Raw genomic sequence first — 13,094 nt, forward strand, 5'->3', positions numbered from 1 at the left:
GCCGGCCGCGCCGGCGACCAGCGCCGAGCAGGTCGCGAGCACGGCCGCGGCGCGCCGCAGCGGCACGGCTAAGGAAGAGGTGGAACGGGACACGGAGGGAACCCCCACGGGAGACGTCGAACAGGAGGCGGCGGTCGCCGGCCGGCTGCGTGCGTGCGCAGACGCCGGCGGCGCCGGTTCCGCCATGCTGACGTACGAAGGGTGAACGAACGCCTACGGGACGTGCATTCACCGCATCGGGTGAGTCCGCGCCACTTTTTCACCCGCGCCCGCCCACCCGACTCCGCCCGGGCCCCAACCGAGGCCCAACCCCCAGCCCCGCCCCAGACCCACCAAGCCCCTCCTCCGGGCCCGGCCGCCCCCGACCCGTACCCCTCAGCCGACCACCCGCCCCCGCAACACCACCCGGCGCGGCGCCTTGAGCACCCGGACGTCCTCGCGCGGGTCGCTGTCGTAGACGACCAGGTCGGCGGCGGCGCCCTCGGTCATGCCGGGGCGACCGAGCCAGGTGCGGGCGCCCCAGGTGGCGGCGGAGAGCGCGTCGACGGCCGGGATGCCGGCCTTGACCAGTTCGGCCACCTCGTCACCGATCAGCCCGTGCGCCAGCGAGCCGCCCGCGTCGGTGCCGGCGTAGATGGGCACCCCGGCGTCGTAGGCGGCCCGTACGGTCTCGTACCTGCGCTCGTGCAGGCGGCGCATGTGGGCCGCCCAGGTCGGGAACTTGGCCTCGCCGCCGGCGGCCAGGTCGGGGAAGGTCGCGATGTTGACCAGGGTGGGGACGATGGCCACGCCGCGCTCCGCGAAGAGCGGGATGGTGTCCTCGGTCAGCCCGGTGGCGTGCTCGATGCAGTCGATGCCCGCGTCCACCAGCGGGGCGAGGCTCTCCTCGGCGAAGCAGTGGGCGGTCACCCGGGCGCCGAGCCGGTGCGCCTCGGCGATGGCCGCCGCCACCTCGCCGCGCGGCCAACAGGCCGCCAGGTCACCGTGTTCGCGGTCGATCCAGTCGCCGACGAGTTTTACCCAGCCGTCGCCGCGACGCGCCTCTGCGGCCACGTAGGCGACCAGATCTTCGGGTTCGATCTCGTGTGCGTAGTTACGGATGTAACGACGGGTGCGGGCGATGTGGCGGCCCGCACGAATGATGCGGGGGAGGTCGTCACGGTGGTCGATCCAGCGGGTGTCGGACGGCGCGCCCGCGTCCCGCAACAGCAGGACCCCGGCGTCCCGTTCGGTGACGGCCTGCTTCTCGCTCGTCGCCTCGTCCACCGGCCCGTGGGCGTCGAGCCCGACGTGGCAGTGGGCGTCCACCAGACCGGGCAGCGCCCATCCGGTGACGACGCGCACGTCCCGCGCGCCGGTCGGGCGGTCGAAGGTGATCCTCCCGTCAACCACCCAGAGTTCGTCGTGAACGTCCTCGTCGGCGGCCGGCCCGGCCAGTACCCGCCCCTTGATGTGCAGCACCGCGCTCTCGCTCATGGGCGCACTCTACGAGTCACCCTAAGGCGGCCCCGGACCGCCCGCCACACGAGCCCGCCGGAACTCCGGTGAACGCTCAACCGAAGCTCCGACTCTGCGCTTATGCTAATGAATTCCTAACGCTGGGAACTTACTTATTCAGCTCAGCAACCCATATTCTCCTGCCCGCTTTTTTCGGGCCTAAACGCCAAGATTTTGCGAGCGGTGAGTACGCAATTCCGCGGCAGCTCAAGGCCGTTATGCATCTGTGACAGAAGCCACAGCGCGCCCGTTTCGTCGCAAAAATACGGGTCAAACCGTCACCTTCCGTCGAGCGGTCGCGCGCACGCGCGTCCCTGCGCGTTACCACAAGACCCCACTCCTAGGTAACCCCTCCTCGCGATGCAATTTCCGATTCAGCTAGGTAAATTCAATTTGCATGACCGCCGCACAAGCAGACCTTGCACGTGCCCACAGCGAATTCCTGGAAATACCGGAGGGACTGAAGCTCGACTCACCGAGCGTCGAGGATGGAGCCGCGATCTGGCGCATCGCCCGCGACTCGAAGGCACTGGACCTGAACTCCTCGTACAGCTACCTCCTGTGGTGTCGCGACTTCGCCGCCACATCGGTGGTGGCGCGCGCCGACGACGGCGCGCCAGTCGGCTTCATCACCGGATACATCCGCCCTGAGCGCCCGCAGACCCTCGTCGTCTGGCAGGTCGCCGTCGACGACGCCTGCCGCGGCCGAGGGCTCGCGGGAGCACTGCTTGATGGACTGACCGCGCGGGTCACCGCCGAGAGTGGCGTGCGCCGCGTGGAGACCACCATCACGCCGGACAACGCCGCATCGAACCGGCTGTTCACCTCGTTCGCCGAGCGGCACGGGGCAGCGGTCGAGCGTGAGGTGCTGTTCGACGGGCAGATGTTCCCCGACGGGAGCCACGAGCCCGAGGTGTTGTACCGCATCGGGCCACTGGCCCCACCCGCAGCCGACCGCTGAGCCGGCCACCGCACCGCACCGCAAACGAAGCACTTCCCCCCTGCCGCCACCCGCGCCACTCATCTCCCAGGAGCATGCTGTGACCATCACCCAGCCGGACCTGAGCGTCTTCGAGACCCTGGAGTCGGAGGTGCGCAGCTACTGCCGAAGCTGGCCCACCGTCTTCGACCGCGCCCAGGGCAGCCACATGTACGACGAGGACGGCCACACCTACCTCGACTTCTTCGCCGGGGCCGGGTCGCTCAACTACGGGCACAACAACCCCGTGCTCAAGCGCGCCCTGATCGACTACATCGAGCGCGACGGCGTCACGCACGGCCTCGACATGAGCACCACCGCCAAACGCGCCTTCCTTGAGACCTTCCAGCAGACGATCCTGCGCCCGCGGGACCTGCCGTACAAGGTCATGTTCCCGGGCCCGACGGGCACCAACGCGGTGGAGTCCGCGCTGAAGTTGGCGCGCAAGGTCAAGGGCCGCGAGTCGATCGTGTCCTTCACCAACGCCTTCCACGGCATGTCCCTCGGCTCGCTGGCCGTCACCGGCAACGCCTTCAAGCGCGCCGGTGCGGGCATTCCGCTGGTGCATGGCACCCCCATGCCGTTCGACAACTACCTGGACGGCCGGGTTCCCGACTTCCTGTGGTTCGAACGTCTCCTTGAGGACCAGGGCTCCGGGCTCAACCAGCCGGCCGCGGTGATCGTGGAGACCGTGCAGGGCGAGGGCGGCATCAACGTGGCGCGCACCGAATGGCTGCGCGGCCTGGCCGACCTGTGCAAGCGGCGCGACATGCTGCTGATCGTGGACGACATCCAGATGGGCTGCGGACGCACCGGCGCCTTCTTCTCCTTCGAGGAGGCGGGCATCGTCCCGGACATCGTCACCGTCTCCAAGTCGATCAGCGGGTACGGGCTGCCGCTGGCACTGACCCTGTTCAAGCCGGAGCTCGACGTGTGGGAGCCGGGCGAGCACAACGGCACCTTCCGCGGCAACAACCCGGCCTTCGTCACCGCCGCCGCCGCGCTCGACACCTACTGGGCCGACGGCCAGATGGAGAAGCAGACCCTGGCCCGCGGCGAGCAGGTGGAGGAGGCGCTGCGCGCCATCTGCGACGAACACGCCCGGCTCGGCGCCGAGTACCGGGGCCGCGGCCTGGTCTGGGGCCTGGAGTTCACCGACAAGGACCGGGCCACCGCCGTGGCGCGCCGGGCCTTCGAACTCGGGCTGCTGATCGAGACGTCGGGCCCGGAGAGCGAGGTCGTCAAGCTGCTGCCGGCGCTGACCATCAGCCCCGAGGAGCTCGACGAGGGCCTGCGCACGCTGGCCCGCGCCGTACGCGAGACCGTCTGACCCCCATCCCCCGCCCCGCGGCGACCCGCCGCGGGGCCGGCCGGCCGCGCCCCGTGGGGCGCGCTAGAGAAAGGCACCGACTCACCGTGATCGTCCGTTCGTTCAAGGACATCGAAGGCACCGACCGGCACGTGAAGGCCGCGTCGGGCACCTGGGAGAGCAAGCGCATCGTGCTCGCCAAGGAGCGCGTGGGCTTCTCCCTGCACGAGACCGTCCTGTACGCAGGCACCGAGACGTCGATGTGGTACGCGAACCACATCGAGGCCGTGCTGTGCGTGGAGGGCGAGGCCGAACTCACCAACGACGAGACCGGCGAGAAGCACTGGATCACCCCCGGCACGATGTACCTGCTGGACGGGCACGAGAAGCACACGATGCGGCCGAAGACCGACTTCCGCTGCGTGTGCGTGTTCAACCCGCCGGTCACCGGCCGCGAGGACCACGACGAGAACGGCGTGTACCCGCTGCTGACGGAGCCCGCGGACGCCTGACGCGCGGGCGGCGTCTAGGCCGCCCGCCGGCCACTACCGGTGCTGCGGCCCGCCACGCACGGACCGTACGAGAGGAGAGGAAGGCAACACCATGACCACCGCACCCGAGCGCATCGCCGACCTGTACCCGACCCGTGGGGCCACCGAGGTGTCGACCCCGCGGCAGGACCCGGTGGTGTGGGCGATGCCGGACGGCGGATGGGCACAGGGGCCCATCGACCACGCCGAGCTGACCGGTTACGAGCGCGACGGCTTTCTGACGGTGGATCAGTTGATCACTCCCGATGAGGTCGCCGGCTACCGTGCCGAACTCGACCGGCTCGTCTCCGACCCGGCCATCAGGGCCGATGAGCGCTCGATCGTCGAGCCCGCGTCGCAGGCCGTGCGGTCGGTGTTCGAGGTGCACGAGCTCAGCCCGGTCTTCGCCAAGCTGGTCAGCGACCCGCGGGTGGTGGGCCGCGCCCGGCAGATCCTGGGTTCGGAGGTGTACGTGCACCAGAGCCGGATCAACGTCAAGCCCGGCTTCGGCGCCTCCGGCTTCTACTGGCACTCCGACTTCGAGACCTGGCACGCCGAGGACGGGCTGCCGCGGATGCGGACGGTGTCCGTCTCGATCGCCCTGACCGAGAACTACGCCACCAACGGCGGGCTGATGATCATGCCCGGCTCGCACCGTACGTTCCTGGGCTGCGCGGGTGCCACGCCCGAGGACAACTACAAGAAGTCGCTCCAGATGCAGGACGCCGGCACCCCGTCGGACGCGGCCCTGACCCAGTTCGCCGACGCGCACGGCATCCGGCTGTTCACCGGCAAGGCGGGCTCGGCGACCTGGTTCGACTGCAACTGCATGCACGGCAGCGGGGACAACATCACCCCGTACGCGCGCAGCAACGTCTTCATCGTCTTCAACAGCATGGAGAACCCGGCGGTGGAGCCGTTCGCCGCCCCGGTGCCGCGCCCCGAGTTCATCGGCGCCCGGCCGCCGTTCACGCCGGTGCGCTAGCTCCGGAAGCAGCCCGACGGGGCGGCGGTGGCCCGGCCACTGCCGCCCCGCGGCGCGTTCTGGCCCGGTGTGCCGGGGGGCCGGCGACCGGGTGGCCCGCGGTACGGCCGGGTCCGGGGCTCCCGCCAGGTCCCGGCCGGCGCGCGGTCAGCCGGCGAGAGCGGCCAGCGCCCGGTCCACCTCCGCTTCGGTGTTGTACAGGTGGAAGGAGGCCCGCAAGTTGCCGGCCCGGCTGGAGAGGAACACCTCGGCGTCGGCCAGCCGTTCCGCCAGGTGGTCGAGGCCGGGCACCGACACGATCGCCGAACCGGGGGCCGGGATCGGCTGGTGGCCGAGTTCCACCAGGCCGGCCCGGAAGCGGTCGGCGAGCGCCGCGTTGTGCGCGCCGATGCGCTCGGGGCCGAGCCGGTCGAGCAGCGCCAGCGAGTGCCGGGCCGCGCTGTACGCGAGCAGGCAGGGGCTCTCGTCGAAGCGCCGCGCGGCGTGCGCGAGCTCGGTGACCGGCCCGTAGCAGGAGTCCCACGGCGCCTCGCCGGCCACCCAGCCCGCGAAGATCGGCGAGATGTGGTCGCGGTCCTCGGGGGTGACCAGGAACGCCGCACCGCGCGGCGCCAGCAGCCACTTGTAGGCCACCGCCACCAGGTAGTCGAAGTCGTCCGCGCGCAGCGGCAGCCAGCCCACGGCCTGGCTGGCGTCGATGAGGGTGCGGGCACCGTGCGCGCGGGCCGCGTCCCGCACCGCGGCGAGGTCGGCGATCCGACCGTCGGCCGACTGTACGGCGCTGACCGCGACCAGGTCGGTGCCGGGCCGTACCGCGTCGGCCAACTCGGGCAGCGGCACGCTGCGCACCTTGAGGTCGGCGCGTACGACGAACGGGTTGACCAGGGAACTGAAGTCGTTGTCGACGACGAGCACCTCGGCGCCGGCCGGCAGCGAGGTGGCCAGCAGCCCCGCGTACACCGCGACCGACGCGCCGGCCGCGACCCGCCGGACGTCCACGTCGACCAGTCGGGCGAACAACGCCCGGGACTCCTCGACGGAGTCGAAGCCCTCCTTGATGTAGGGCCGACCGGTGCTGTACTCGGTGAGGGCGGTGCGGACGGCCTCGGCGGCGTCCAGGGGCAGCACGCCGGTGGATGCGGTGTTGAGGTAGGTGGTCTCGGCCGCGAACTGCTGGCGGACCGTGCGTTCCGTTGCCAGGCTCTCCATGACCTCACTATGCGGGCCGCCCGCCCGGCGCGTCCATGCCACGGCGGCGCCGTCTTGTGCCCCGGCCGTACGGCGCTGGCCTGCGCCAAGGCCCTGCGCGCGGTGGCGTAACGGCGGTGCGGCCGGGCCGCGGCCGGCGGCACGCACCGCGCGGTGGCAGCGGTACGTCGGAGGCGGTAGCGGCCGGTCAGCGCCGTTGGGCAGGGGCGCCGTTGTTGGTCAGGGGCGCTGTTGTTGGTCAGGGGCGCCGCGGCCGTCCACCCGTCGCGGTAGGCCGAGCGGGTTCTCGGCGCGCAGTTCGGGCGGCAACAGCGCGGGCGGGGTGTCCTGGTAGACCACCGGGCGCAGCCAGCGGTCGATGGCGCCCGCCCCGACCGATGTGGTGGTGGAGGTGGTGGCCGGATAGGGCCCGCCGTGGTGCTGGGCGGGGGCGACGGCGACACCGGTGGGCCAGCCGTTGACCAGCAGCCGCCCGGCGAGCGGGGTCAGCTCGGCGAGCAGCCGCGCGCCGCGGCCCTCGCCGGCCGCGTCCCCGCCGGCCGTCGGCGCGGCGTCGTCGCCCGCGCACTCGGCCGCGCTGAGCTGCACGGTCGCGGTGAGATTGCCCGGCAGCCGGCGCAGCACCGCCCCGATCTCGTCCTCGTGCGCGTACCGCGCGACGACGGTGACCGGCCCGAAGCACTCTTCGAGCAGCAGGTCGTACGGGCCCTGCCGGGCGAGTTCGGCGGCGGGCACGGTGAGCACTGCGGCGCGGACCAGGCCGTCGGCTTCCCGGCCGGCGGCCGGGGTGGCCCCGGGCTGGCCGGCGGGGGACGCGTCCGCGGTGCGGGCCGGCGTGGGGTCGGCCGCGGCGTCCGCCGGGGGCTCGGCGGCGTCGTCCGGGGCGTGCTCGGTCGCGGCGTCCGCGCTGGGATCGGTGCTGATCAGGGCCGGTACGGCGTCGTCCGGGGCCGGTGTGGCACTGCGCACCGCCGGTAGCGCGGCCCGCTCCCGTACGCCCGCGAGGTACGCGTCCCGCATCCTGGCGTCGAGCAGCACACCGGGCGGGACGGCGGCGACCGCCGCGGCGAGCGCGGCCAGCACCTGGTCACCGGCCTCGGAGGCAGGCGCGAGGACCAGCCCGGGCTTGACGCAGAACTGCCCGACGCCCAGCGTCACCGAACCGGCCAGCCCGCCGCCGATCTCCGCGGCCCGTTCCACGGCGGCTGCCTCGGTGATCACCACCGGGTTGAGGCTGCCGAGTTCGCCGTAGAAGGGGATGGGGTGCGGGCGGGCGGCTGCGGCGTCGTACAGGGCGCGGCCACCGCGGATGGAACCGGTGAAGCCGGCGGCGCGCACCAGCGGGTGGTTGATCAGGGCGGTGCCGGCGGCGAAGCCGTGCACGAGGGTGACGATGTCGGCGGCCAGCCCGCTCTGCTCGGCGGCGCGGCGCAGCAGTTGCGCGCAGCGCTCGGAGGTGGCCGGGTGGTCGGGGTGGGCCTTGACGACGACGGGGCAGCCGGCCGCCAGCGCGCTCGCGGTGTCGCCGCCGGGCACGGAGAAGGCCAGCGGGAAGTTGCTGGCGCTGTAGACCGCGACGACGCCGAGCGGAATGCGGTAGCGGCGCAGGTCGGGCCGGGGCGGGGTGAGCGAGTCCAGCGCGTGGTCGATGGTGACGTCGAGATAGCGGCCCTCGTCGACGACGTCGGCGAAGGCGCGCAACTGGTAGGCGGTACGGGCCAGTTCACCGGTGAGCCGGCCGGTGCCGAGCGCGGTCTCGGCGTCGGCCAGGGCCACCACCGCGGCGCCGTCCGCCTCAAGCAGCGCCGCCGCGGTGCGCAGGAAGGCGGCCCGGGTGGTGCGGTCGGCGAGGTCACCGCGTGCGGCGTGGGCGGCGCGCACCGCACGGTCCACGGCGGCTTCGTCGGACTCCAGCGCGACCTGCTCCCGCTGCTTCCCGGTCCGCGGATCGACGCTCCACACTGGTGCCGGCACGGCGGGCCCCTCCCGGTGTACTCGCGCGCCGCACCTCCGGCGCTGTTCGCTACGCTGAACATCGACCGCCTGTCGAACCCGACGCCGACCGTTTCGTCAACTGGCCTGTCGACTGGTTTACCGACCGTGACGTCGACGGGGACATCGGCTGGGACATCGACTCAGAACGTGAACTACCCGGGGACTCTAGGTCTGTCGATTCAAAGGGGTCAAGGGCACATGTCAGTGGCTGCCGCAGGTGGTGCGCAGGTCAAGTCCGCTGTTCGTACGGTGGAGTTGCTGGAGTACTTCGCCGCCCGTCCCGGCACGCACAGCCTCGCCTCCGTCCAGGAGGCGGTCGGCTACCCCAAGTCCAGCCTCTACATGCTGCTGCGGACGCTGGTCGAGCTCGGCTGGGTGGAGACGGACGCGACGGGCACCCGGTACGGCATCGGGGTGCGCGCCCTGTTGGTCGGCACCTCCTACGTCGACGGGGACGAGGTCGTTGCCGCCGCCCGGCCCACGCTCGACCGGCTGTGCGCCGACACCACCGAGACCATCCACCTGGCCAGGCTCGACGGGACCAGCGTGGTGCACCTCGCCATCCGCCCCGCACCGCACTTCCTGCGCCCCTTCGCCCGGGTCGGCCGCCGGCTGCCCGCGCACAGCACCGCGCTCGGCAAGGCGCTGCTGGCCACGTACGCCGACGACCGGGTGCGCGACCTGCTCCCGCCACGGCTCGACCGGTTGACCGAGCACACCATCACCGACCGGGAACGGCTCGTCGACGAACTGCACCAGGTGCGCGAGCGCGGCTACGCGGTGGACCGCGAGGAGAACACCCTCGGCCTGCACTGCTTCGGCGTGGCCGTCCCATACCGCACCCCCGCCCGCGACGCCCTGAGCTGCTCCATCCCGGCGGCCCGGCTGACCCCGGCCCACGAACGCACCATCACCGCCGCCCTCCACACGGCCCGCGACGCATTGGCGCTGGTGACCCGACGGGGGTGAGGGAGCCGACCGGCGGGGGTTGCCGGCGGAGGTGGCTGCCGGGACGGTGGGCAGCGGCGGGTGGCCGGCCGGGAACGGCTGGTCTGGCGCGCCTGACGGATGGGCGGGTGCGGGGGCACGGAGGCGGCAGGGGGCACGGGCGCCGGTCAGGCACTCACATCGGCCGAAAGCCAGTGCTCGGGGCGTAGTCGGAAGTTGACCAGCTCATCGATGCCGGGCAGGACCCGCGTCACGTACTCCTCGACCCGTTCGGCCGGCAGGTAGCGGGCGGTGATCGCACGCAACTCCTCCTCCGTCACGGGGTCCGCCGCGGTCACCGGGCCCTCCACGGTGACGTACCGGTAGGTCGGCTCGGTCTGCTGCACCAGCAGCGAGTACCGGCCGGCCGCCCTGATCAACTGCGCCTTGCGCGAGCCGCGTTCGGTCATCACCTGGACCTCGCCGCCGGGCTCGTAGGCGTACCACACCGGCACGTTCAGCGGCCCGCGCCCGCCGGCGGCGGTCACGGCCAACGCCGCCACGTGCGGCTCGGCGAGAAAATCCTGACGCTCTTCGAGGGACAGCGGCATGCGGCACTCCTTGCGGGACCTGGGCAGCAACCCGGACACCCGCAGTCAGCACACCGCACCGAGCGACTATTTCCGGCCCCGGCCGACACGGACGAGATCCGGCCAGCGGAACGACGCCTGGGGTGGGTGGATCGGGTGCTGGAGCGGGGTGGGTGCCGGGGCGGGGCCGGGGACGTTGCTGGAGCGGTGGCGCCGCCCGTGCCCGGAGCGGTGCCGTGGCCGCCGCCACTGGCGTACGCGCAGGTGAACGCGGCCGAGCCGCGGGGCCCCGGGTGCCACGCCCGGTGTCGGTTTCCGATGCGGTTGCTGTCTCGATGTCGGCGGCACCGGCCTCTTCGTCGGCCTCGGCCGGACCACCGTTGCGCTGGGCACGGCGTGCGCCGAGCCGCGCGAGGTCCACATCCCGCGCCGGTGGCACGCAGTCCACAACCAGCGGTTCCCGCTGGCACCTGGCAGGCCGCAGCTCAGCCCAGGGACACCGTTTGACCAGCCCTTTCACCCCTCTTCCCGGGACCGTGTGCAGGGCTTGAGTACCCCGTGGGCGCCCGGCGGCAGGCCACGGGTCGGCCCCGTGAGCTGGTCAAGGAACCGTAAAGCGGGCCCGGTCGTTACCCGAGGCATGACCGCTATGACACCCGGCTCGAACCTCCCTCTCTCCGTGCCACGCGTGACGGTGGACGTCACCGCTCCGGTGCGGCTCGACGTGTCGGGCCTGCTCCTCACCGCCAGCGGCAAGGTGCGCTCCGACGACGACTTCGTCTTCTACAACCAGCCCACCGGGCCCGGCGTGAGCCACCGCGCCGCGGCCGGCGGCGCCGGCGACTCGATCACCGTGGACACCTCGGCCGTGCCCGCCGACATCGACAAGGTCGTGGTGACGGCCAGCCTCGACGCCCCGGGCGCGACCTTCGCCGGCACCGAGCCGACGGCCACCGTGCGCGGCGCCGACGACGGTTCGGTCATCGCGACGTTCACCCCGCCGCAGCTCGGCACGGAGACCGCGTTGGTCGTGGTCGAGGTCTATCGGCGCGCGGGCGCGTGGAAGGTCCGCGCGGTCGGCCAGGGGTACGCCAACGGTCTCGCCGGCATCGCCACCGACTTCGGCGTCAGCGTGGAGGAGCCCGCGGCCCCCGCGGCACAGCCCGTGGCGCCGCCGGCCCCGCCCGCTCCCCCGGCCGGCTTCCCGGCCGCGCCGCCCGCTCCGCCCGCGCCCCCGGTAATGGCCCCGCCGCCGGCGCCGCACACCGCCCCCGCGGCCCCGCCGCCACCGCCGGCCGGCACCGGCAAGGTCAACCTCGACAAGGGCCGGGTCAACCTCCAGAAGAACCAGACGGTCTCGCTGGTCAAGGGCGGTCGGCCGCTGCTGACCTCGGTGAAGATGGGCCTCGGCTGGGAGCCCGCGTTCCGCAGCAAGGACATCGACCTGGACGCGTCCGTCATCGCGTACGGGGCGAACCGCAAGAAGATCGACGCCTGCTTCTTCGGCAAGCTCTCCATCCTCAACGGCGTGATCCAGCACTCGGGCGACAACCTGACCGGTGAGGGTGGCGGCGATGACGAGGTCATCACGGTGCACCTCGGCGGGCTGCCGCCGGAGGTCACCGGGCTGATCTTCACGGTCAACTCGTTCTCCGGCCAGAAGTTCACCGACGTGGCGAAGGCGTACTGCCGGCTGCTGGACGCGGGCACCGGCGAAGAGCTCGTCCGCTTCGACCTCACGCACGCCGAGCCCCGCACGGGCGTGATGATGGCCAAGCTCATCCGCCAGTTCAGCGGCGAATGGGAGATGACGGCGATGGGCGAGTACGTCGACTCGCGCACCGTGCGCGGCATGGTCAAGCCCGGAGGCGCGGCGCTCTGACAAAGCCGCAGATGGGGGCGCTCTCTGGAGCGCCAGCGGATGCCTGGCAGGGCTGAAGGCCGCTGGAGTGCTCGGTGGGGCGTGGGCGGGGGGCGCGGAAGTCGGCTTGCCGCCCGAACTCACTTGTTCGCAGTAACTCGCAGATTCTCGTAGACGTGAGGAGCGGATTGCGGGCGAGATTTCCCACCTGTTTCCCACTCAGCGACAGAGAAGAGCCGGGCCCGGGGCGCTCACTTGGGAGGTGAACCTGCGCCCCGGGCCCGGCGACCACGGGAGGGCGAGACATCCACCCATCTTGATATATCAAGACCTAGCCGCATCCCTAGCCTGACGATCTCATTCGAAGATCACCTGCTGGGGCTGCGATGTCAGACCGGGCGGCATATCGCCGCATCGCTGCCGCTATCGAGGCCCGAGTTCGAGCAGGGCACTGGCGGCCAGGCGACCAGATGCCGTCACGCCGCGAGTTTGCCTCCATATACGGCGTGCATGAGCAGACCGTACGCCTGGCAGTCGCCCTCTTGCGCCGGCAGGGGATCTTGGAAGGAGCACAGCGCGCCCGGCTCACCGTCGCCTACCCTCCGGCTGTGCGCGCGCTCATCCGGCCGGACGCGGACTGGCCTCACAACACCGAGATCATCGCGGGCGGCACATGCCCTGCAACACCCGAACTCGCGGAGCGCCTCACCGTGCCGGTCGGGGCAATGGTCCGGTACGAGTCCTGTGAGTGCTGGGACCCAGATGGAAGGTCGGCCATGTTGATGACGACCTGGTGGCCTGGCGCTCGACGCCCGCATGCGACCGCGGTCTGTGAGGTGGAGACAGTGCTCCTGCCCGAGCAACAGGCGCACGCGCTGGGGCTCACGGTAGATACGGCCGCATACCGAGTCGTGCGGACTCGGTTGGATGACTGTGGGCGCCCGGTTTCGACAGCGGATTTGATCCTCCCGATGGATCGGTGGGTGGTCCGGTTTCGCGCGTAGACCTGGGCCAGGACGAGCCTGGACAGCATGCTCCCAGCGCGGAGACATACACGGAAGATGTATGCACGCAGTCATGCATCTTGCGGATTCCACGCGGAGGGCCCCGCCGGGGTGGCCGCCGCCGGCCCGTGGGGGCGTACCGGCGGCGGCCGGTGACAGACCGCAGCACGGGCGCAACGGGGTCGCCTCGCGTGCCGCGGTCTGCCGG

11 protein-coding genes are annotated in these 13,094 nt (G+C 72.0%); 7 read left to right on the forward strand and 4 right to left on the reverse strand.

What is annotated here, in order from left to right:
• Nucleotides 1–375: 375 nt before the first annotated feature.
• Nucleotides 376–1,476 carry an amidohydrolase family protein gene (locus tag ACMA1D_RS01735; RefSeq protein WP_414722037.1) on the reverse strand — a complete coding sequence of 367 codons (1,101 nt, stop codon included), beginning with the start codon at nt 1,474–1,476 and terminating at the stop codon, nt 376–378.
• 418 nt (nt 1,477–1,894) lie between these two features.
• On the opposite strand from ACMA1D_RS01735, the gene ectA reads away from it, so the two are divergent.
• The 4 genes from ectA to thpD all read left to right on the forward strand — a co-directional run bounded on the left by ectA (nt 1,895) and on the right by thpD (nt 5,300).
• Nucleotides 1,895–2,458 (forward strand): diaminobutyrate acetyltransferase, encoded by a 564-nt coding sequence (ectA, locus tag ACMA1D_RS01740; protein ID WP_414722038.1) that lies wholly within the window; start codon nt 1,895–1,897, stop codon nt 2,456–2,458.
• A 79-nt stretch (nt 2,459–2,537) separates the two neighbouring features.
• Entirely contained in the window at nt 2,538–3,806 is a 1,269-nt protein-coding gene (ectB, locus tag ACMA1D_RS01745; RefSeq protein WP_414722039.1) for a diaminobutyrate--2-oxoglutarate transaminase, read from the forward strand.
• An 86-nt stretch (nt 3,807–3,892) separates the two neighbouring features.
• A complete protein-coding gene (locus ACMA1D_RS01750) occupies nt 3,893–4,297 on the forward strand; it encodes an ectoine synthase (RefSeq protein ID WP_349993677.1) in 405 nt (134 codons plus the stop codon).
• A 91-nt stretch (nt 4,298–4,388) separates the two neighbouring features.
• Entirely contained in the window at nt 4,389–5,300 is a 912-nt protein-coding gene (gene thpD / locus ACMA1D_RS01755) for an ectoine hydroxylase (protein WP_414722040.1), read from the forward strand.
• A 147-nt stretch (nt 5,301–5,447) separates the two neighbouring features.
• On the opposite strand, the gene ACMA1D_RS01760 is transcribed toward thpD, so the two are convergent.
• A complete protein-coding gene (locus ACMA1D_RS01760; RefSeq protein WP_414722041.1) occupies nt 5,448–6,509 on the reverse strand; it encodes an aminotransferase class V-fold PLP-dependent enzyme in 1,062 nt (353 codons plus the stop codon).
• A gap of 219 nt (nt 6,510–6,728) precedes the next feature.
• Entirely contained in the window at nt 6,729–8,483 is a 1,755-nt protein-coding gene (locus tag ACMA1D_RS01765; protein ID WP_414722042.1) for an aldehyde dehydrogenase family protein, read from the reverse strand.
• Between the two features lie 219 nt (nt 8,484–8,702).
• On the opposite strand from ACMA1D_RS01765, the gene ACMA1D_RS01770 reads away from it, so the two are divergent.
• Nucleotides 8,703–9,473, forward strand: a complete 771-nt coding sequence (locus tag ACMA1D_RS01770) for an IclR family transcriptional regulator (RefSeq protein ID WP_414722043.1) — start codon at nt 8,703–8,705, stop codon at nt 9,471–9,473.
• Nucleotides 9,474–9,619: 146 nt separating this feature from the next.
• Here ACMA1D_RS01770 and ACMA1D_RS01775 read toward each other — a convergent pair whose 3' ends face one another.
• Nucleotides 9,620–10,042 carry a pyridoxamine 5'-phosphate oxidase family protein gene (locus ACMA1D_RS01775; protein ID WP_414722044.1) on the reverse strand — a complete coding sequence of 141 codons (423 nt, stop codon included), beginning with the start codon at nt 10,040–10,042 and terminating at the stop codon, nt 9,620–9,622.
• Nucleotides 10,043–10,670: 628 nt separating this feature from the next.
• Between ACMA1D_RS01775 and ACMA1D_RS01780 the strand changes: the two genes are divergently transcribed.
• Nucleotides 10,671–11,903 carry a TerD family protein gene (locus ACMA1D_RS01780; protein ID WP_414722241.1) on the forward strand — a complete coding sequence of 411 codons (1,233 nt, stop codon included), beginning with the start codon at nt 10,671–10,673 and terminating at the stop codon, nt 11,901–11,903.
• A gap of 365 nt (nt 11,904–12,268) precedes the next feature.
• A complete protein-coding gene (locus ACMA1D_RS01785; protein ID WP_414722045.1) occupies nt 12,269–12,886 on the forward strand; it encodes a GntR family transcriptional regulator in 618 nt (205 codons plus the stop codon).
• Nucleotides 12,887–13,094: the final 208 nt, after the last annotated feature.

The sequence above is a fragment of the Streptomyces sp. 796.1 genome (assembly GCF_047525675.1).
In the GTDB taxonomy this organism is placed as follows: Bacteria; Actinomycetota; Actinomycetes; order Streptomycetales; family Streptomycetaceae; genus Streptomyces.